General features: G+C 69.8%; 16 protein-coding genes and 2 pseudogenes. 6 read left to right on the top strand and 12 right to left on the bottom strand.

The window, feature by feature from the left end:
* Positions 1 to 40 precede the first annotated feature (40 nt).
* From AC0IY0_RS04670 to AC0IY0_RS04680, 3 genes are all read left to right on the top strand, one after another.
* Entirely contained in the window at positions 41 to 328 is a 288-nt protein-coding gene (locus AC0IY0_RS04670; protein ID WP_419829034.1) for a hypothetical protein, read from the top strand.
* A gap of 164 nt (positions 329 to 492) precedes the next feature.
* Positions 493 to 1,497 carry a magnesium transporter CorA family protein gene (locus AC0IY0_RS04675; protein ID WP_147853632.1) on the top strand — a complete coding sequence of 335 codons (1,005 nt, stop codon included), beginning with the start codon at positions 493 to 495 and terminating at the stop codon, positions 1,495 to 1,497.
* Positions 1,498 to 1,592: 95 nt separating this feature from the next.
* Positions 1,593 to 3,278: a methyl-accepting chemotaxis protein gene (locus AC0IY0_RS04680; RefSeq protein ID WP_147908985.1), complete on the top strand. Its 1,686-nt coding sequence runs from the start codon at positions 1,593 to 1,595 to the stop codon at positions 3,276 to 3,278.
* A gap of 15 nt (positions 3,279 to 3,293) precedes the next feature.
* Here the strand turns inward: AC0IY0_RS04680 and AC0IY0_RS04685 are convergent, their stop codons facing one another.
* The 4 genes from AC0IY0_RS04685 to AC0IY0_RS04700 form a co-directional block, all read right to left on the bottom strand.
* Positions 3,294 to 4,982, bottom strand: coding sequence for a B12-binding domain-containing radical SAM protein (locus AC0IY0_RS04685; RefSeq protein ID WP_419829033.1), 1,689 nt, complete (start codon positions 4,980 to 4,982; stop codon positions 3,294 to 3,296).
* Between the two features lie 137 nt (positions 4,983 to 5,119).
* Positions 5,120 to 5,965 (bottom strand): SDR family NAD(P)-dependent oxidoreductase, encoded by an 846-nt coding sequence (locus tag AC0IY0_RS04690; RefSeq protein ID WP_187193521.1) that lies wholly within the window; start codon positions 5,963 to 5,965, stop codon positions 5,120 to 5,122.
* The gene (locus AC0IY0_RS04695; RefSeq protein ID WP_147908987.1) at positions 5,962 to 6,729 is read right to left on the bottom strand and encodes an enoyl-CoA hydratase-related protein; all 768 of its coding nucleotides are present in this window, start codon (positions 6,727 to 6,729) and stop codon (positions 5,962 to 5,964) included. Before AC0IY0_RS04695 ends, AC0IY0_RS04690 begins: the two co-directional genes overlap by 4 nt.
* Before the next feature lie 10 nt (positions 6,730 to 6,739).
* On the bottom strand, positions 6,740 to 8,479 hold the full coding sequence (locus AC0IY0_RS04700) for an acyl-CoA dehydrogenase (RefSeq protein WP_471763183.1): 1,740 nt from the start codon (positions 8,477 to 8,479) through the stop codon (positions 6,740 to 6,742).
* 149 nt (positions 8,480 to 8,628) lie between these two features.
* On the opposite strand from AC0IY0_RS04700, the gene AC0IY0_RS04705 reads away from it, so the two are divergent.
* Positions 8,629 to 9,627, top strand: a complete 999-nt coding sequence (locus AC0IY0_RS04705) for an L-threonylcarbamoyladenylate synthase (RefSeq protein ID WP_471763184.1) — start codon at positions 8,629 to 8,631, stop codon at positions 9,625 to 9,627.
* 142 nt (positions 9,628 to 9,769) lie between these two features.
* Here AC0IY0_RS04705 and wrbA read toward each other — a convergent pair whose 3' ends face one another.
* Entirely contained in the window at positions 9,770 to 10,366 is a 597-nt protein-coding gene (gene wrbA, locus AC0IY0_RS04710; protein ID WP_419829030.1) for an NAD(P)H:quinone oxidoreductase, read from the bottom strand.
* Positions 10,367 to 10,506: 140 nt separating this feature from the next.
* On the opposite strand from wrbA, the gene AC0IY0_RS04715 reads away from it, so the two are divergent.
* A complete protein-coding gene (locus AC0IY0_RS04715) occupies positions 10,507 to 11,379 on the top strand; it encodes a LysR family transcriptional regulator (protein WP_471763185.1) in 873 nt (290 codons plus the stop codon).
* Positions 11,380 to 11,382: 3 nt separating this feature from the next.
* On the opposite strand, the gene greA is transcribed toward AC0IY0_RS04715, so the two are convergent.
* From greA to AC0IY0_RS04745, 6 genes and pseudogenes are all read right to left on the bottom strand, one after another.
* Positions 11,383 to 11,859 carry a transcription elongation factor GreA gene (gene greA / locus AC0IY0_RS04720; RefSeq protein ID WP_147908992.1) on the bottom strand — a complete coding sequence of 159 codons (477 nt, stop codon included), beginning with the start codon at positions 11,857 to 11,859 and terminating at the stop codon, positions 11,383 to 11,385.
* Between the two features lie 45 nt (positions 11,860 to 11,904).
* On the bottom strand, positions 11,905 to 12,891 hold the full coding sequence (acuI, locus tag AC0IY0_RS04725) for an acrylyl-CoA reductase (NADPH) (protein WP_471763186.1): 987 nt from the start codon (positions 12,889 to 12,891) through the stop codon (positions 11,905 to 11,907).
* A gap of 121 nt (positions 12,892 to 13,012) precedes the next feature.
* On the bottom strand, positions 13,013 to 13,612 hold the full coding sequence (locus AC0IY0_RS04730) for a hypothetical protein (RefSeq protein WP_147908994.1): 600 nt from the start codon (positions 13,610 to 13,612) through the stop codon (positions 13,013 to 13,015).
* Positions 13,613 to 13,926: 314 nt separating this feature from the next.
* A complete protein-coding gene (locus AC0IY0_RS04735) occupies positions 13,927 to 15,027 on the bottom strand; it encodes a cell wall hydrolase (protein WP_471763227.1) in 1,101 nt (366 codons plus the stop codon).
* Between the two features lie 226 nt (positions 15,028 to 15,253).
* Positions 15,254 to 15,481 (bottom strand): 3-alpha domain-containing protein, encoded by a 228-nt coding sequence (locus tag AC0IY0_RS04740; RefSeq protein WP_471763228.1) that lies wholly within the window; start codon positions 15,479 to 15,481, stop codon positions 15,254 to 15,256.
* Positions 15,470 to 15,796, bottom strand: a pseudogene (locus AC0IY0_RS04745) (MOSC domain-containing protein); the annotation flags it as partial. The pseudogene AC0IY0_RS04745 and the gene AC0IY0_RS04740, both read right to left, overlap by 12 nt.
* A gap of 11 nt (positions 15,797 to 15,807) precedes the next feature.
* Between AC0IY0_RS04745 and AC0IY0_RS04750 the strand changes: the two are divergent.
* Positions 15,808 to 15,978 (top strand): annotated as a pseudogene (locus AC0IY0_RS04750) (helix-turn-helix domain-containing protein); the annotation flags it as partial.
* Between the two features lie 230 nt (positions 15,979 to 16,208).
* Here AC0IY0_RS04750 and rpoC read toward each other — a convergent pair.
* The gene (gene rpoC / locus AC0IY0_RS04755) at positions 16,209 to 20,417 is read right to left on the bottom strand and encodes a DNA-directed RNA polymerase subunit beta' (RefSeq protein WP_147908996.1); all 4,209 of its coding nucleotides are present in this window, start codon (positions 20,415 to 20,417) and stop codon (positions 16,209 to 16,211) included.
* Between the last annotated feature and the right edge of the window lie 130 nt (positions 20,418 to 20,547).

Consider the following 20,547-nt stretch of genomic DNA (forward strand, 5'->3'; position numbering starts at 1 on the left):
TGCTGTAGATTCTGACCTTCTCACGATGACTGGAGGTGTCATGACCACAGCCTCGATCCGCCTGTTCGCCCTCGTCGTGCTGAGCCTCCCCGCGCTGAGCCTCGCCTTGCCGGCCACGCTGGCGGCTCAGCCGCGCGCCGCCGATGAGACCGGCATCGGCGGAGGGCCGCAATCGACGATCACGGCGCCGAACACCAACAGCCTCGGCGTGACGATGCCGCCCGGTACGTCGCTGGGCGCGGGCGAGGTTCCGTCGCGGCGGGAGCAGCGGCGCGAGCGCGCCCTGACCGACAAGATCGAGGACAGCGTCTGCGAAGGCTGCAACTGAACGTCGGGCCGGACGGCACCGCTTCGTCGATGCGGGCCGCGATGTCACGGAAGCGTCAGAAAACAACGCCACACCCACGGCACAGCTTGCGCTTGGAGCCGCCGTGCCGGATGCGGATCGGACCCGGCGCCGCCCAGTGACCGTTTTGCACCCGAGACACCGTCGTGATTTTCATCCACCAGCCCTCAACCGGCGCCGGATCCTCGCTGCTTGAGCGCCGAATCGTCGATCTCCAGGACACGATCCCCGAGGACACCGTCTGGCTCGACCTGATTCGCCCGAGCCGCGAGGAGGAACTCAAGGTCGAGGCCTTCGCCGGCATCGAGGTGCCGACCCGCGAGGAGATGAAGGACATCGAGCCCTCGGAGCTGCTCTACGTCGAGGAGGGTGCCCGCTACATGACCGGGCGGGTGCTCTCGAAGGTCAGCGATGCCGAGGAGCCCGGGCTGGCCGGCATCACCTTCATCCTGCGCGGCAGCCGCCTCGTGACCGTGCGCCACGAGGAACCCCAGGCCTTCCGGATGTACACCCAGCGGGCCGGCCGCACGACCGGCAACGGCAGCGCCTCCGCGGTCTCCGGCGAGGCCATCCTGGCCGGGCTGATCGAGGCGGTGATCGACCGGGCCGCGGACGTGCTCCAGCTCCAGGGCGAGCGGATCGATCGGCTGTCGGGCAAGATCTTCGAAGTGCAGGACGACCCGTCCGCCCGCAACACCGCCCTTCAGGATACCCTGCGGGCGCTCGGACGCCATGGTGACCTGATCTCGAAGCAGCGCGAGAGCCTGGTCTCGATGGAGCGGATCCTGCTTTCGCTGTCGGCGACCTATCGGACCAACAAGGCACCCCGCGACCTTCGGGAGGATGTCCGCTCGACCCTGCGCGATCTTCAATCGCTGGAAGAGCACGCCACCTTCCTGTCCACGAAAATTCAATTCCTGCTTGATGCGACGCTCGGCCTAGTCAACCTCGAGCAGAATAACATCATCAAGCTGTTCTCGGTCATGGCCGTCGTATTCATGCCGCCGACGCTGATCGCCTCGATCTACGGCATGAACTTCAAGTCCATGCCGGAACTGGAACTGCCGTTCGGCTACCCCATGGCCGTGGTGATGATGTTCGTTGCCGCGATCCTGCCCTACGTTTTCTTTCGCTGGAAGAAGTGGCTTTAGTCGCGAATAGTTTCCGGCCGCAGATAAAACGTTAAGATATATCCCGGAGATCCTTGCACCCGGAAGCGCGGCTGGCCGCGACGACGGAAGCCCCGATGCGATTCTCTCTGAAGACCGTCCTTTGCGGAGCCATCGGCCTGCTGGCCCTCGCGGCTGCGGGCCAGGGGGTCGTCAGCGTCGTCCGCCTGTCCGAGATCGAACAGGACGCCAAGGAGGTCTCGCAGGTCTGGCTTCCGGCCCAGAACGAGGCCGAGGCCATCGGCATGGCGGTGCGCGACGTGCGGCTGAAGCTGTACCGGCTGGTCGCGGGATCGCCGGACTTCGCGACCCTCGACAAGAACCAGACGGCGCTGACCGACGGCCTCGGGGCGTTGTCCGAACTGCGCCAGGCCTACCAGGGCCGCCTCGCGACTCCGAAGGCGCGCGAGACCTACGAGCGGTTCACCGGCGCCTGGAACGCCTACCAGAACATCCAGCTCCAGGTTGTCGAGCTGATGATCGCCGGCGACCGGGACGGCGCCCTCAAGCTCGTCCTCGACCCGGAGACGGGCGCCCAGAACGATGCGGCGGTCGGCAGCCTTACCGAGGCGATCGCGCTGGCCCGGTCGCAGACCGACGGGAACGTCGCCGCCACCGCCGACAATGCGACCTCGGCCAAGCTCACCGCCCTGGTCGCGACCGCGGTGGCGTTGGCGGTCGCGGCGGCGGCGATGCTGTTCGCCCTGTTCGGCATCGCCCGCCCGATCCAGCGGATGACCGGCGCCATGGGCCGCCTGGCCGAGGGCGACGCCGCCGTGGCGATCCCCGGCACCGGCCGCCGGGACGAGATCGGCGCGATGGCGGCGGCCGTCCAGGTGTTCAAGGACAACCTGATTCATACCCGCGCCCTCGAGCAGGAGACGGCGCTCGCCCGGGCCGGCGCCGAGGCGCAGCGGCGGCGGGCCGTCCAGGAGATGGCCGATGGCTTCGAGGCCGCGATCGGTGGCGTCCTGGCGGCGGTGACGGAGGCGGCGCTCGATCTCCGCTCCAATGCCGAGGCCATGACCAGCACGGCGACCCGCACGGCCGAGCGCTCGGCCACGGTGGCGAGCGCCGCACAGGAGGCGACCGCCCATGTCGGCACGGTGGCGGTGGCGGCCGAGGAGCTCGGCGCCTCGGTGCAGGAGATCGGCCGCCAGGTCGACGGCTCCGCCGACCTGGCCCGGGGCGCGGTCGGTCAGGCCGGCCGGACCGCCGGCTTGGTTCAGGAGCTGAGGGAGGCCGCGGGCCGGATCGGCGACGTGGTGCGGCTGATCTCCGACATCGCCGGCCAGACCAACTTGCTGGCCCTGAACGCCACGATCGAGGCAGCCCGGGCCGGCGAGGCCGGGCGCGGCTTCGCGGTCGTGGCGTCCGAGGTGAAGGCGCTGGCCGCGCAGACCGCCAAGGCGACCGACGAGATTACCGCGCAGGTCGGCCGGATCCAGGGCGCGACCGGCCAGACCGTGGACGCCATCGACGGCATCACCGGCCGGATCCGCGAGATCGACGGGGTGGCGACGTCCATCGCGGCGGCGGTCGAGCAGCAGGGCGCGGCGACCCAGGAAATCGCCCGCAGCATCGCCGACGCGGCCGCCGGGACCGGTTCGGTCACCGGCACGATCGACGCGGTCGCCCGCGCCGCCGACGAGACAGGCACGGCCGCCACCCGGATGCTCGCCTCGGCCGAGAGCCTGTCGGCGCAATCCGAGGCCTTGCGCCGGGAGATCGGCGCCTTCCTGCAGACGGTGCGCGCGGCGTAACGCCGGCGCGGCCGGTCAGGCCACCGCGGCGAGGTGCTTGACCTCGGCGCGGGCGACCACCTTGCCGACCGGGGCGGCCTTGGCGCCGCTGTCTTTTTCGGGGGCCAGGATCGGGGGCGACACCCAGCGGCCGGCTTCGAGTTCGGCGATCCGGCCGTTGATCTCGCGGATCACGTAGCGCGAGAACGGGTAGACGTGGAGGTAGATCACCATGTTGGTGACCACCGCCTCCAGGGCCGCCGGATTGTGGCGGGCGGTCTGCAGGAACACGCCCCAGAAGTGCTTGGCCAGCTCGGGCCGTCGCACGGTCATCCGCCAGCAGATCCGCAGCAGCGACCCCAGATCGCGCGCGACGTGGCGCCAGTCGAGCTTGTGGGCCGCGAATTTGGGCCGCTTCACCCGGCGGGAGATCTCGCGGACGCGCGCGAAGAAGTTCGGCGGGTCGTAGATCTCGGCCAGCACGTCCCGGTAATCGGCGAGCACGTCCTGCTGCGGGCGCAGGGTCACGAAGTTGAGCCCTTGCGTGCAGTGGTCGCCTTGCTCGGCGGTGGTGTAGGCGAAGTTCTCGAACAGCCGGCCTTCCTTGCGCAAGCGGCGCGAGAGCTGGGTGTTCGGCATCGCGTAGAGGAGGCCGACCATCGCGATCGGGATGCCGGTCTGGCTGATGCACAGCGACATCGCCTTGCTGATGCTGTCCTTCTCGGTGTCGAAGCCAACGATGAATCCGGCGGTGACGAACATGCCGTGCTCGTAGAGCTTGTGTACGCTGTCGGCGATCGACCGCTTGGTGTTCTGCTTCTTCTGGGTCTGGATCAGCGTCGCCTCGTCGGGCGTCTCGATCCCGGTGAACAGGGCGAAGAAGTTCGCGTCCCGCATCATCCCGAGCAGCTCGTCGTCGTCCGCGAGGTTCAGCGAGGCCTCGGTGGAGAACTTGAACGGGTAGCCGTGCGCCTCCTGCCATTTGATGAGGTGCGGCAGGAACAGCTTGATTGCCTTCTTGTTGCCGATCAGGTTGTCGTCCACGAAGTCGACATGGCCGCGATGGCCGAGGCTGTGGAGCCGGTCGAGTTCCGCCAGCATCTGCGGCGTGGTCTTGGTGCGCGGCGAGCGACCGTACAACTCGATGATGTCGCAGAACTCGCAGGTGAACGGGCAGCCGCGCGAGAACTGGACACCGATATACAGGTAGTGGCTGAAATTCAGGAGGTCGAAGCGCGGGATCGGGCTGGTCGTGACGTCCGCCTTGAACTTCTCCGCGGTGAACCGGCCGCGGCGGGCGCCGGATTCCCAGGCCTCCACGAAGGTGGCGAGGATGCCTTCGGCCTCGCCCAGCACCAGGAAGTCGGCCTTGTCGTAGATCTCCGGGGTCGAAGTCGGGGCCGGGCCGCCGACGCAGACCGGGACGCCGAGCGCCGCGCATTTGTCGATCACGACGAGGCAGTCCGGCTCCTGGGGGAGCATGCCGCCGGTCATCACCAGGTCGGCCGCCAGGATCTGCGCGTCGGTGAGGTCCTCGCAATTGCGGTTGACCAAGCTCACCTGCCAGGCCGGCGGCAGCATCGCGGCCAGTGTGATCAGGCCCAGCGGCGGCGCGGGTGCGCGGGCGCCCTGCAGCTCCATGGCCTCTTTGAAGTTCCACATCGAGTTTTCGTAGAACTTGGGGAATACCATCAGCACGCGCGGGGCTGTATTCGCATCCGACATGCTTGTTTTCCTCGTCGCACCGAAGTGAGCCGGCTCAAACACCGAAGTGCCGAAGCGGCCAATTACGGACAAGCGTGCCGGAGAATTAAGGCCGTTTTTCGCTCCCGCGGCGGGTCGAACCGGTTTCGGCGGGGCGGTCAGGGCCCGACGCGGAAGCGCTCCGGCTGGGTGCCGTCGGCATCGCTGAAGCCGTAGATCCGGGCGAGGTCGCCCGCGTGCAGCACGGCTCCGGCCCGGGTGGCGACGTCTGGGTCGGCGGCCAAGGCGGCGAGCGCCCGGCCGGCATAGAGCGGCCCCTCGGTGGCCCGCTCGTCCTGCCCGAGATCCCGGGCCCGCTCGGTGGCGACGAAGCCCGGCGAGAGGCCGAGCGCGGTCACGCCGTAGGGCGCGAGGTCCTGCCCGAAGGCGAGCGCCAGCCGGTTGGTCGCGGCCTTGGCGGAATCGTAGAACACGTCGCCGAGGTAATCCTCGGTCCCGAACGAGACCAGCGCGATCAAGCCGGACCGCGCCGCCACCATGGACGGGGCGACCGCCCGGGCGAGCAGCAGCGCCGGCAGCGGCCCGGCCTGGAGGAACCCCAGATACGGTTCGGCCGACCGGCGCCAGAACGGCGTGCCCCAGCCGGCCCCGTCCGGGTAGCGCTCGCCGTCGTAGCCCTCGTTGCCGCCCCAGACGCTGCAGGCCGCGACATCGATCCGCCCGAACCGGCGCAGCGCCCAATGAATCAGCTCATCCGTGGCCCGCTCCGAGCGGTGGTCGCAGAGGTAGTGATGGCCGCGCCCGCCGGCTGCATCGACGAGGCGGGCGGTGTCCTCGATCGATTCCGGCCGCATCTCGGTGCGCGGGCCGGTCTCGCTGGAGCGGGCGGTGACGATCACGGTGGCCCCGGCCTCGCCGAGGGCCCGGGCCAGGCCCCGCCCGACGCCCCGGGAGGCACCGGCGACCAGGCAGATCTTGTGGGACAGATCGGGGGGCGTGCTCACGCCGACGCGGCGGGCTTGGCACGCGTCAGGAAGGCCGCGAGCCGCTCCTGGGATTCGGGCGAGCGCAGCTGCGCGTCGAAGGCCCGCGCCTCCGCCTCCAGGGCCGCTTCGACCTGCGCCTGGTCACCGCGGATCAGCGCCCGGGACGCCGCCAGCGCGCCGCGCGGCAGGGCCGCGAGCTTGGCCGCCTGGGCGATGGCCTGCTCCAGAAGCATGTCGGCCGGCAGCACCGCGTTGACGAGGCCCAGTGCCAGCGCCTCGTCGGCGTCGAGCGGGCTGGACAGGAGCAGCAGCTCCGTCGCCTTGAGGCGCCCGACCCGCCGGGGCAGCAGGTAGCTCGAGGCCGCCTCCGGCACGAGGCCGAGTTCCACGAACGGCATGCGCAGCCGCGCCGCCGGGCTGGCATAGACGAGGTCGCAATGCAGGCTGAGCGTCGCCCCGATGCCGACCGCAATCCCGTCGATCGCCGCCACCATCGGCGTGCGGGTGCGGGCGAGCTGGCGGATGAAGGCCAGGGCCGGCGAGGCGCTGAAACCGCCCGCGGCGCTGCCCATGAAGTCGGCGAGGTCGTTGCCGGCGCTGAACATCCCGGGCTGCCCGGCGAACACCACGGCGCCGATGCCCTCGGACGCATCCGCCTCCGCCAGGGCCGCGCGCATCGCGTCGTACATCGCCCCCGTGAGGGCGTTCTTCTTCTCCGGCCGGTTCAGGGTGATCAGGCGGACGCCGCCTTCGAGGTCGGTGATCGCGATGGTGTCGGCCATGTCCGCCCCCTCAAACCGCCAGCGCCAGCGCGGCATCGTCGGTGAAGGTCCCGCCTTCGACGACGCTCTGCTCAAGCCCACCCGAGGCTACCAGAAGATTCTCGGCGTAGAACCGGGCCAGCGCGATCCGGGCGGCCAGGGCCGGGTCCGTCTCGCCGGCCTTCAGGTCGGCGGCGGCCGCGAGCGCGCTGCGGGCGAGGCAGGCGCCGCCGAGGGCGAGGCCGAACAGGCGCAGATACGGGGTCGCGCCGGCGAGCGCCGCGTTCGGGCGGTTGGAGGTCAGCGCCGCGAGCTGGTGGCTGGTCGCCCGGTCGAGGCTGCCGATCCCGTCGCGCAGCCGCGCCGCCATGTGACCGAAGGCGGGATCGCCCGCCTTGAGCAGCCCCTCCGCGGCCCGCCGCATCCAGGCGATCTGCGACCGGACTGTCGCGCCGCCGTTCAGCGGCAGCTTGCGGGCGGTGAGGTCGATGGCCTGGATACCGTTGGTACCCTCGTAGATGCCGAGGATGCGGGCGTCGCGCATCAGCTGGGCCGCGCCGGTCTCCTCGACGAAGCCCATGCCGCCATGGACCTGCACGCCGAGCGAGGTCACCTCGTTGGCGAGATCCGTCGAGAAGGCCTTGGCCACCGGGGTCAGCAGGGAGGCCCGGTCGAGGGCGGCCTGCCCCTCCGGGCCCCGGGAAGCGTCGAGCGCGGCGGCCGTGAGGTAGCAGATCCCGCGCGCCGCCGCCGTATAGGCCTTCATGGTCAGCAGCATCCGCTGCACGTCCGGATGCGCGACGATCGGGCTCGTCGGCTCGGCCGCGCCCACCGCCCGGCCCTGCCGGCGCTCCTGCGCGTAGGCGAGCGCCCGCTGGGTCGCGGCCTCGGCGACGCCGACGCCCTGCAGGCCGACATTGAGCCGGGCCGCGTTCATCATCGTGAACATGCAGGCCAGCCCCTTGTTCTCCTGCCCGATCAGCCAGCCGACTGCGCCGCCGGTGTCGCCGAAGGCCATCGAGCAGGTGGGCGAGGCGTGGATGCCGAGCTTGTGCTCGACGCCGGAGCAGCGCAGGTCGTTGACGGACCCGTCCGGCAGCACCTTGGGCACAAGGAACAGCGAGATGCCGCGGGTGCCGGCCGGCGCGTCGGGCAGGCGGGCCAGCACGAGGTGGACGATGTTGTCCGCCAGGTCGTGCTCGCCGTAGGTGATGTAGATCTTGGCTCCGGTGATCCGGTAGGTGCCGTCGCCGGCGCGCTCGGCCCGGGTGCGCAGCAGGGCGAGGTCCGAGCCCGCCTGCGGCTCGGTCAGGTTCATGGTGGCGGGCCATTCGCCGGTGATGAGCTTTTCCAAGTAGCGCGCCTTCAGGTCCTCGGAGCCGTGGGCCGCGAGTGCCTCGATGCCGCCCTGGGTGAGCAGCGGGCAGAGGCCGAAGGCGAGGTTGGCGCCGTTCCACATCTCGGTGCAGGCGGCCTCGACCAGCTTCGGCAGGCCCTGGCCGCCATGGTCGGCCTCGGCCGAGAGGCCGTTCCAGCCCCCGTCCGTGAAGGTGCGGTAGGCCGCGCGCCAGCCGGGGGGCGTGGTGACGGATCCGTCGGCAAACGGGGTGCCGTGCCGGTCGCCGACCCGGTTCAGCGGCGCCAGCACCTGGCCGGCGATCCGCCCCGCCTCGGTGAGGATCGCCTCAGCGTCGGCCGGGTCGAATCCGTCCAGCCCGGCCACGTGCCGGAGGGTGAACAGCATCTCGGGAACGGGGGCGCGGTAGCTCATCGGGTCGTCGCTCCTCTCGGCCGCCCCTGTCGGCCGCCCATGCGTTCAGCCCGGGGCGGGTTTGACCGCGCCCGGGCACCGGGGCTACGGCGGCCCACAGGATAGGCGCGCGACGGGCGCGCCGCCATCACTTCGCGACGGCTTCCCGCATGAACGATCCCGGGTCAACGGTCCCGGCCGCGACCCGGCGGCTCGACCCCGACGCCGCCGGCCTCGCCCAGGCCGCGGCGCTGCTGCGGGCGGGCGAGCTCGTGGCCTTCCCCACCGAGACGGTCTACGGGCTCGGCGCCGACGCCACCGACGCCGCCGCGGTGGCGCGGATCTTCGCCGCCAAGGAGCGGCCGCGCTTCAACCCGTTGATCGCCCACCTGGCCGACATCGATGCGGCGCTCGCCGAGGGCCGCTTCGACGGATCCGCGCAGCGCCTCGCCGCGGCGTTCTGGCCGGGGCCCCTGACCCTCGTGGTTCCGGCCGGACCGGGTACGCGGGTCTGCGACCTCGCCCGGGCCGGCCTGTCCAGCGTCGCCCTGCGGGTCCCCGGACATCCGACCGCCCGCGCCCTGCTGGAGGCCGTCGGCCGTCCGGTGGCGGCGCCCTCGGCCAACCGCTCGGGCCGCGTCAGCCCGACCCGGGCCGATCACGTGCTCGACGACCTCGCCGGGCGGATCGCCGCCCTGCTCGATGGCGGGGACACGCAGGTGGGCGTCGAATCGACGGTCGTGGCGTGTCTCGACGGCATCCCGCGCCTGCTGCGCCCGGGCGGGATCACCCGGGCGGCGCTGCGCGCCGTGCTGGGCTTCGAGCCGGTGGGTCCCGTGATGGACGATGCCGAGCGGCCGGCGGGCCCCGGCATGCTCGCCTCGCATTACGCGCCCCGGGCGCGGGTGCGCCTCGACGTGACGCGCGTCGAGCCCGGCGAGGCCGTGCTGCTGTTCGGGGCCGGGCGGCCCGAGGGCCACGCCGAGGCCCGCGCGAGCCTGAACCTGAGCCCGGCAGGCGATCCGGCGGAGGCGGCGTCCCGCCTGTTCGGGGCGCTGCGCACGCTCGATACCTCCGGGGCCGCCACCATCGCGGTGGTGCCGATCCCCCCGGACGGCCTGGGCGAGGCGATCCGCGACCGCCTTGCCCGCGCCGCCGCACCCCGTTGAGGGCGACGGTTATTTTTATCGGCGCCGTGGAACAGATGACGCCGCGACCCGTTCACTGCTCACGAAGGCCTTCTCAGCCCCCAAATGGCCTTTTTCCTTCAAGGCTCGGAGCAATCCGAGCCTTTTTTCTTGCGCTGTCCTGTCAGGCCAGCTTGGCTGCGATCCCGGCCACGTGGCGGCCCTGGAACCGGGCCCCGTCCAGCTCCACCGCGCTCGGCTGGCGCGAGCCGTCGCCGTCCGCGATCGTGCTGGCGCCGTAGGGCGTGTTGCCCTTGACCGCCTCGACGCCCACCTGGCCCGGGAACGCGTAGGGCAGGCCGACCACCACCATGCCGTGGTGGAACAGCACGGTGTGGAAGCTCGTCAGCGTCGTCTCCTGGCCGCCGTGCTGCGAGGCCGTGGAGGTGAAGACCGAGCCGACCTTGCCGACCAGCGCACCCTTCATCCACAGGCCGCCGGTCTGGTCGATGAACTGCTTCATCTGCGCGGCCATGTTGCCGTAGCGGGTCGGCGTCCCGAAGATGATCGCATCGTACTGGGGCAGCTCATCCACAGTGGCGATCGGCGCGGTCTGATCGAGCTTGAAGTGGTTCTGCCGGGCGACCTCCTCAGGCACCAGCTCCGGCACGCGCTTCACAACCGCCTCGGCGCCGGCCTCCCGGGCGCCCTCGGCGACGGCATACGCCATCTGCTCCACGTGTCCGTAGGTCGAGTAGTACAGCACCAGGACCTTGGCCATCGAACGATCTCCCGTCTCGGGTTGCGGAGCGCCGCTGAGATCCTCCGGGCGGCGCGGTGGCATCTCCATCGCGCGTTTTGTGCTTTGCAAAAATGCCCCGCCACGCAAGAACGCCCTTGCAGGGATGCAAGGAGGCGGGCGTGTCGCTCGACTGGGACGAGTTCCGCTTCGTGAAAGCCGTCGCCGACCGGGGCGGCCTGACCGCGGCCGCGACGCAGCTCGGGATCAATCATTCCACGGCGTTCCGGCGCCTCGGTTCGATCGAGGCCCGGCTCGACGTGCGCCTGTTCGAGCGCCTGCGCACCGGCTACGTGCCGACCCCGGCCGGCGTGGCGATGATCGAGGCGGCCGGCCGGATCGAGACCGACGTGACCCGGTTCTCCCGCACGGTCGCCGGCCAAGGGCAGACGCCCTCCGGGGAGTTGCGCGTGACGGCGCCGGTGAACTTCGCGACCGGGATCCTGATGCCGATCCTGGCGTCGTTCTGCGCACGCTACCCGGAGATCCGTATCGACCTGATCCTGGCCGAGGAAGCGCTGAACCTATCGCGCCGGGACGCCGACGTGGCGATCCGCGCGAGCCGGAGCCCGAGCGAGTCCCTGGTCGGGCGCCGTCTCACCGGTCTCGCCTGGGCCATCTACGGACGCGCCGGGCAGACCTATGGCGATCTCGCCGACGAAGCCTGGGTGGTTCCAGGTTCGACGGTGGGGGGCGGCCTGTTCGCATCCTTCCTCCAGACGCGGGCACCGCCGGAGAAAGTTCGCCTGCGGATCAACACGGTGACGGGGCTGAAGGAAGCGGTGACGACCGGACTGGGGATCGGGCCGCTGCCGTGTTTCGAGGCGGATACCGATCCCGCCCTGCGCCGGCTCTCCGGCCCACACCCGGAGATCGGGGCGGACCTCTGGGTTCTGACCCACCCCGACCTGCGCCATGCCGGACGGGTCCGGGCCTTCATGGAGCATCTCGCCGAGGCGATCCTGCCGCTCCGGGCCCGCTTCGAGGGCCGTTAAGGTTCAGGCGCGGATCTCGACGACCTCGACTTCGCTGCCGTTGACCTCGACCACGTCACCCACGCTCTTGCCGGTGATCGCCTGAGCGAGCGGGGCCACGTAGGAGATCGAGCCCTTGTGCGGGTCGGCCTCGTCCTCGCCGACAATGCGGAAGGTCTGCTTCGTCTCTTTCCCAGATTCGTCCTCGCGCAGGATCGTGACGGTGGCGCCGAAATGCACCGTCTGGCCGTCGATCGGCTCGACCACCTGCGCGGTGTTCTTGCGGGCGAGCCAGTACCGCAGATCCCGCCCGATCCGGGAATCCTCCGCCTTGTCGGCGTGATCCAGGGTACCGAGTTCCCGCTCCAGACGCGCGACCTCGGCCTCGATCTGCGTCAGGCCGTCCGGCGTGACGAAGTTCGTGTGCGGCGAGATGGGACGGTCGGGCAGATTCTCGAAGGCTTCCCCGCCCTCGGGCTCTTTGACGAATGCTACGCTCATAAGAGATGCAATGCGGCGGGAACGGCAAGGGTTCCAGGCGAAGCTTCAGCCGACCTCCACCACGGTCCGCCCGCGGATCCGGCCGGCCAGGATCTCCGGCCCGAGCCGGCCGACCTCCTCCAGGCTGACCCGGCGCGTCATGCTGGCGAGCTTGTCGAGATCGAGGTCCCGGGCCAGGCGCGCCCAGGCCGTGCGGCGCTTCGCCTGCGGGGTGGTGACGCTGTTGATCCCGAGGAGCGAGACGCCGCGCAGGATGAACGGCGCCACGGAGGTCGGCAGGTCCATGCCCTGGGCCAGCCCGCAGGCCGCGACTGCGCCGTCGGAGCGGGTCTGGGCCAGCACGTTGGCCAGGGTGGTGGAGCCGACCGCGTCGATGCCGGCCGCCCACCGCTCCTTGCCGAGCGGCTTGCCGGGCTTGGACAGTTCCGTGCGGTCGAGGATCTCGGCGGCGCCGAGGCCCTTGAGGTAATCGGCCTCGCCGTCCCGCCCCGTGGAGGCGATCACGTGCCAGCCGGCCCGCGCCAGGAGCGCCACCGCCACCGATCCGACACCGCCCGACGCCCCGGTGACGATCGCCGGCCCGTGCGCCGGCGTCAGCCCGTGGGCGTCGAGGGCCATCCGGGCCAGCATCGCGGTGTAACCGGCCGTACCGATCGCCATGGCCTGTTCGGAGCTGAGCCCCTCGGGCAGCGGCACCAGCCAGTCGCCCTTGACCCGGGCACGCTGCGCATAGGCGCCGAGATGCGTCTCGCCGACACCCCAGCCGGTGAGGACCACGGCGTCGCCGGGCTTGTACTCCGGGTGATCCGAGGTCTCGACCACCCCGGAGAAATCGATCCCCGGGATCATGGGAAAGCGGCGCACCACCGGCGATGTCCCGGTGAGGGCGAGCCCGTCCTTGTAGTTGAGGGTCGAGTGGGTCACCCGGACGGTGACGTCACCGTCCATCAGCTCGGACTCGTCGACATCGCGGAACGCGAGGCTCTGCCCGGCCTCGCCCTTGTCGACCACCCAGGCCTTGAACGTCCCCATCGTCACCTCCCGTCTATCCACGGAGAGGTGTCGCCGGGATGCCCGGAATCAAGGCAGCCCCGTCAAAGGCCGAGGCCTCGTCCCGGGGGCGCGCTCCAGGACGAGGGCGTCGATCGACCGATCAGTAGCCGTCGTAGCGGCTGCCCGTGGAGAAGCCGAGGCCGACGCCGATATCGGCGGAGCTCGCACCGGTGATGCCGACGGCATCCGGGATCGAGCCGACCAAGGGACCGCCATAGGCGGCTGAGCGGTAGCCACCCGCATAACCGCCGTACCCGCCGCCGGCCGGCACCCAGCCGGAGCGGGCCGGCGCCACCAGGACGCGCCGGCTGACGGTGGCGTATTCCGGCGGGATGGTCTCGGGGATCGACTGCGCGGGCCGCACGAGGACGGTCCGGCTGCGCACGGCGAAGCGCGGCGGCGTATCGATCCAGCAGCCGATCAGCTCGCCGCCGGGGCCGCGGCTCGTCTGCCAGACGCGGCCGCCGGGGGCGACCATCACGCGCTCGGACACGGTGTCGTAGACCGGCGGCGTGGTGCGATAGACCGTGCGTGGCGGCCGGACCAGCACGTTCTCCTGCACGGTATCGAAGACCGGCGGGGTCGTGACGTGGCGGTAGCATGCGGAGCCGTAGCAGCCGCCGGCCTGCGCGGGGGCTGCGAACAGCAGGCCGCCGAAGGCGGCGGCGAGAAGGGTGGAGCGTGCGACCGGCGCGGTCATGGAAGTCCTCTGGTACGCGGTACGGGCGAGATGCTGCGCAAAGGCGGCGCTGGTCTCGACGCACTACAGGCCAGAGTCGTTGCCCGACTCGCAAGCAGAGTTCGGAATGAAGGTAAAATTAACCCTCGGTTTGGACTGCTTAGCGATCCACTACCTAGGTAAGATGCGATCGAAGATCGGTGCTAATCCTTAACGCTGCCCCAGAAGCGGCGCCACGGGGTCCGGCAGCGGCTCGCCCCGAGCCTGATCAGCGCTCCACCAGCCCATTGCGCCTCAGTATGAGGGCGAGGACCGGCATTCCGGCCGACAGACCCTCACGTCTGCCCAGGCTTGAGCTGGTAAAAAATGTGCCGCCCGATGACGTCCATCTTGCGCAGGCGGCGCGCCCAGCCCGGCCGCACGTAGTCGGCGTGATAGTGGGTCGCCGCCCCGACCTCGGCGAGGTAGGTCCGGCCCTCGATCACCGAGCGGGCGATCCGGGTGGCGGATTCCCATGCGCCCGCGTCGGTGATGCGCAGGGACTTGCCCTCGCAGGCGAAGGAGAACTGGCAGCCCATGTAGTGGTGCCGGTTCTGGTAGACGACGCCGCAGACGCTGCTCGGATAGAGGCCGCTCTTCACGCGGTTCAACACCACCTGAGCCACGGCGGCCCGGCCGGCCTCGGATTCGCTTCGGGCCTCGAAATAGACCGCCTCCGACAGGCAGCGCTGCTCCTTGTCGAGGGATTCCGGGTCGATCAGGTCGGCGTAGCGCCGGCTGGCATCCTCCGGGACCGACTGGAGGATCCCGGGTCGCTCGGGGCGGATCGCGAAGTCGGGCAGCGCCAGGCTGGCGGCCGCCACCTCGATCGGGATCGCGTCCGCGGGCGCAGGCGTGGTCGACGACAGGGCGACCGCCCGGGGGACCGGCGGGGTCGAGCCGTCGTAGCGGCGCTCGGTTTCGCCATCCCCGGTCAGGTCGGCGCTGCTCTCGCCCGTGGAGGCGGCGCTGCCGGACCCCGTGGTCAAGCCGAGATCGGGCACCGGCACGAAGCCGGCATCCGGCTCGGCCTCCGGGTCCCAGACCGCCGAACCCGCGCTCAGCACGCCGCTGACGCTGCCGGTCACGTCGCCGAACACCAGGGCGGCCCCGGTCTCGCGCAAGGCGGCGGCGCGGCTGGCGAAACTCGCGGCCGGCGGCCGGAACGGGTCACCCTTGGTCTGGCGCTGCACAACCGGGAAGACGTGGGCGCCGGTCTTGAACACGCCCTGGAGTGGCTCGTCGGCGCTGCGCCGCAGGGCGGACCCGATCAGCGCGGTGCCGGGCGGCAGGGCCGGCACCGTGAAGGCGTCGATCGCCCCGAGCCGGCTCGAGCCGATGGCGTTCTCGGTTCCGGCATCGGCCGTGAACGAGACCAGCAGGCCGAGCCCCGCCATCCAGGGCGTCAGGGCGGCCGAGAGCCAGCGCAGGCTCGATTCCCGTCGTCCTCGTCTCACGCCCACGGCTACAGACCCGTCTTACTCAACCCCATCCGCGATCCCGCCCACCGATGACGGCGGTTCCGGTGCGGTCCGGGATTTATCCGCCGGCATGGTTGAGGTCGGGTTAAGCGCGACTTTGGACGCACACCCGAATGGGGACGGCATTCCGACCCGCGCCCCCTCAACCGCGGGGCGTTTCGATCCACCCCGTCCAATCCTCGGCCCTGCCGCTGTCGACACGCCGCCGGGCCAGCTCCCGCCAGGACGGCGACAGCGCAGCGAGATCGGCGATGCCCACGAGAGCATCGCGATCCAGCCGGTCCACGTAGAAGACGCGCAGAAGCCGGGCGAGCGGCCAGACCGGATGCGGACGTTCGATCAGGCGCAGGCGATCACCCGGCACAATCATCTCCGGTTCGGCGATGCGGGAGTACCAGCCGGTCCGCCCGCTCGCCTGGACCCGGTGGGCCATGTCGGCGATGGCGAAGCGGTGATTGAGCTTCCAGCAGGGCTGCAGGGCCTGGCTGACTTGCAGCAGGGCCGAACCGGCGCGCCACAGGTCGCCGACGCAGATGTGGCGTTCGGTCAGGCCGGACGTCGACAGGTTCTCGCCAAAGGCACCGGGCCGCACGAGGAGCGACGGCTCCGCCTCCGGCAGTTCCAGCCGACAGCCGATGTAACGATCGAACGCGTACTGGTGCGCGGCCTTCTCGGGACCGCCGTGATGGCGCCGGTCTGCTTGCTTGTCGCCGTCGCGCCTTCCGCCACCGCCGCGGTCTGACCCTCAAAGCGCTGGCGGCCGCCGCCGGCATCCACAAGGGACACCCGTCCCGGATCGAGCGCGGCGAGAAAGCGCCCTCGGTCGGGACGCTGGAGGCGATCGCCCAGGCGCTCGGTGCCCGGATGGCGGAACTGTTCGGGGAATCGGCCGCCGCCGCCGACTTGGCGGTGGCCGACTGCCTCATCGCGCTCGGGGTGGGCGATTGCGCACCTACGATGGCAGCCTGCCCCATCGCTTGCGCGGAAACGGCGCGCAGGCGGCGTCCGAGCTGGTTTTCGTGGCCGGCTGATCGAAGCCGGCAAAAGAAAGGGCGGCCTCTCGGCCGCCCCTCCTTGCGTCTGCGCTCCCGTACCGATCACTCGGCGGCGGGCGGCAGGCCTTCCATCGGATCCGCGGCGCTGCCGGCCTGCTTCTGCTGCAGGATCATCGCGTCGCGCCGGCGCGCCACAGCGCGGATGTCGGCCACCATCGAGCCCGTGCCCGCCGGGATGAGCGAGCCGACGATGACGTTCTCCTTGAGGCCTTCCAGATGGTCGACCTTGCCGTTGACCGCCGCCTCGGTGAGCACCCGAGTCGTCTCCTGGAACGAGGCCGCCGAGATGAACGACTTCGTCTGCAGGGACGCCTTGGTGATGCCGAGCAGGACGGGGACGCCCTGGATCGGCTTCTTGCCCTCGGCGAGCAGCTTCTCGTTGAACTCGGTCAGCTCCGTGCGGTCGATCTGGTCGCCCGCCAGGATGTCCGAGTCGCCGCCGTCGGTCACTTCGACCTTCTGCAGCATCTGCCGGACGATCACCTCGATGTGCTTGTCGTTGATCGACACGCCCTGAAGCCGGTAGACCTCCTGGATCTCGTTGACGAGGTAGGCCGCGAGTTCCTCCACGCCCTTGATCGCCAGGATGTCGTGCGGCGCCGGGTTTCCGTCGACGATGTAGTCGCCGAGCTCCACCACGTCGCCGTCCTGCAGGTGGATGTGCTTGCCCTTCGGGATCAAGTATTCCACCGCCTCCGAGCCGTCATGCGGCGTCAGCGTGAGCCGGCGCTTGTTCTTGTAGTCGCGGCCGAACGCGATGGTGCCCGACTTCTCGGCGATGATCGCCGCGTCCTTCGGGCGCCGTGCCTCGAACAGCTCCGCCACCCGCGGCAGACCGCCGGTGATGTCGCGGGTCTTGGCCGAGTCGGTCGAGACGCGGGCCAGGATGTCGCCGGCCTGCACCTTGCCGCCCGGATCGAAGCCGATGATGGCGTCGACGGGCAGGAAGTAGCGGGCATCCGAGCCGCGCGGCAGCTTCACGGGCTTTCCGTCCCGGTCCACCACCACCATGGCGGGCTTCAAGTCCGAGGTCCGGGCAGAACCGCGCCAGTCGACGACGACGCGCTTGGCGATGCCGGTCGATTCGTCGGTTGTCTCGGTCATGGACTGGCCATCGACCAGATCCTCGTAGGCCACGATGCCGTCGACCTCGGTGAGGATCGGACGGGTGTAGGGGTCCCACTCGGCGATCCGCTGGCCGCGCTTGATCTTGTCGCCCTCGTCGACCCGGAGCTTGGCGCCGTATTGCAGGCGGTGGACCGCCCGCTCGACCCCGTCCGACCCGACGATCACGACCGCCACGTTCCGGCCGGTGGCGATCAAGTCGCCATCGGTGTTCTTGGCGATCGCGCGGTTGCGGATCTTGATCGTGCCCTCGAAGCTCGACTCGATGAACGACGAGTCGGCGATCTGCGCCGCACCACCGATGTGGAAGGTGCGCATGGTGAGCTGGGTGCCCGGCTCGCCGATCGACTGCGCCGCGATGACGCCGACTGCCTCGCCCATGTTGACGGGCGTGCCGCGGGCGAGATCGCGCCCGTAGCAGGTGGCGCAGACGCCGCTCCGTGTGGCGCAGACCAGCACGGAGCGGATCTTCACCTCCTGGATGCCCGCAGCCTGGATGGCCGGCAGGTGCCGCTCCTCGATGGTCTCGCCGGTCTTCACGATCACCGTGCCGTCGGCCGAGACCAGATCTTCGGCCGTGGCGCGGCCGAGGATGCGGGTCGCCAGCGTCGCCACGACCTGGCCGGCATCCACGATGGCGCGCATCTTGATGCCGTTGGTCGTGCCGCAATCGACCTCGCGGATGACCGCGTCCTGAGCTACGTCGACGAGGCGGCGGGTCAGGTAGCCGGAGTTGGCAGTCTTCAGGGCGGTGTCGGCGAGGCCCTTACGGGCACCGTGCGTGGAGTTGAAGTACTCCAGCACGTCCAGACCTTCCTTGAAGTTCGAGATGATCGGCGTCTCGATGATCTCGCCCGAGGGCTTGGCCATCAGGCCGCGCATGGCGGCGAGCTGCTTCATCTGGGCGGGCGAACCACGGGCGCCCGAGTGGCTCATCATGTAGATCGAGTTGACCTGCTTGTCGGCGCCGTTCTCGTCCTTCTGGACGCTCGAGATGCGGTTCATCATCTCGGCGGCCAGCTTGTCCGAGCACTTGGCCCAGGCATCCACGACCTTGTTGTACTTCTCGCCCTGGGTGATCAGGCCGTCGTTGTACTGCTGCTCGTAGTCCTTCACGAGCGTGCGCGTGGTGTCGACGATCGACCACTTGTTGTCCGGCACGACCATGTCGTCCTTGCCGAACGAGATGCCGGCCTTGAACGCGTGGTTGAAGCCGAGGCCCATGATCCGATCACAGAAGATCACCGACTCCTTCTGACCGCAGTGGCGGTAGACGGTGTCGATCATCGCCGAGATCTCCTTCTTGGTCATCAGCTTGTTGACGACGTCGTAGGGAACCTTGGCGTGCTTCGGCAGCGCGCCGGACAGGATCACCCGGCCGGGCGTGGTGTCGTAGGTCTTGGTCAGCGGCTCGCCGTCCGGGCCGATACCGGTCCAGCGCCACTTGATCTTGGTGTGCAGCGACACGGTCTTGGCCGCGAGCGCATGCTCCAGCTCGCCCATGTCCCCGAAGACGCCCTGCATCGGGTTCTTGGGATTGTCCGGATTGAACGCCCCCTTCGAGCCCTCGGCCACGATCGACAGGTAGTAGAGGCCGAGCACGATATCCTGCGACGGCACGATGATCGGCTGACCGTTGGCCGGGTGCAGGATGTTGTTGGTCGACATCATCAGGACGCGGGCTTCCAGCTGCGCCTCGAGCGACAGCGGGACGTGCACGGCCATCTGGTCGCCGTCGAAGTCGGCGTTGAACGCGGCGCAGACCAGCGGGTGCAGCTGGATCGCCTTGCCCTCGATCAGCTTCGGCTCGAAGGCCTGGATGCCGAGGCGGTGCAGGGTCGGCGCGCGGTTCAGCATCACCGGGTGCTCGCGGATCACCTCATCGAGGATGTCCCAGACCTCCGGCTTCTCCTTCTCGACCAGCTTCTTCGCCTGCTTCACCGTTGCGGAGAAGCCCTTGGCGTCCAGCCGCGCGTAGATGAACGGCTTGAACAGCTCGAGCGCCATCTTCTTCGGCAGGCCGCACTGGTGCAGCTTCAGCTCGGGGCCGACCACGATGACCGAACGACCCGAGTAATCGACGCGCTTGCCGAGCAGGTTCTGGCGGAACCGGCCCTGCTTGCCCTTCAGCATGTCGGCGAGCGACTTCAGCGGGCGCTTGTTGGCACCCGTGATGACCCGGCCGCGGCGGCCGTTGTCGAACAGCGCGTCCACCGCCTCCTGCAGCATCCGCTTCTCGTTGCGGATGATGATGTCGGGGGCGCGCAGTTCGATCAGCCGCTTCAGGCGGTTGTTGCGGTTGATGACACGGCGGTAGAGGTCGTTCAGGTCGGAGGTGGCGAAGCGGCCGCCATCCAGCGGGACCAGCGGGCGCAGGTCCGGCGGGATCACCGGGACGACGGTGAGGATCATCCACTCCGGCTTGTTGCCGGACATCTGGAACGCCTCGATGATCTTGAGGCGCTTCAGGAGCTTCTTCGGCTTCAGCTCCGAGGTGGTGACCGCGATCTCCTCGCGCAGATCGTTGGCGATCTTGTCGAGGTCGAGTTCCTGAAGGATCCGGCGGATGGCCTCGGCGCCGATCATGGCGGTGAAGCTGTCCTCGCCGTACTCCTCCTGGGCGCGCAGGTACTCCTCCTCCGACAGGAGCTGACGCTCCTTGAGGGGGGTGAGGCCCGGCTCGATGACGCAGTAGGACTCGAAGTACAGGATCCGCTCGAGGTCCTTGAGGGCCATGTCGAGCAGGAGGCCGATGCGCGAGGGCAGCGACTTCAGGAACCAGATATGGGCGACCGGGGCGGCCAGCTCGATATGGCCCATGCGGTCGCGCCGGACGCGCGCCAGCGTCACCTCGACGCCGCACTTCTCACAGATGACGCCCTTGTACTTCATGCGCTTGTACTTGCCGCACAAGCACTCGTAATCCTTGATCGGCCCGAAGATGCGCGCGCAGAACAGGCCGTCGCGCTCGGGCTTGAAGGTCCGGTAGTTGATGGTCTCGGGCTTCTTGATCTCACCGTACGACCAGGAGAGGATCTTCTCCGGCGACGAGATCGAAATCTTGATCTGATCGAAGCTGACCGGTGTGGCCTGCTGGTTGAAAAGGTTCATGACCTCTTGGTTCATGATCCGCTCCTTGTTGACGCCGATCGCCCCGCGCCGGGCCATCGTGTCCTGAAAAAGATCCGGCGCCGCGCCCCGTTCGAGCGCCGCTGGCCGTCGTCATGGGAGGCCCCGCCCCTCCCCGCTCGACCGT

Source organism: Methylobacterium sp. AC315 (assembly GCF_979253755.1).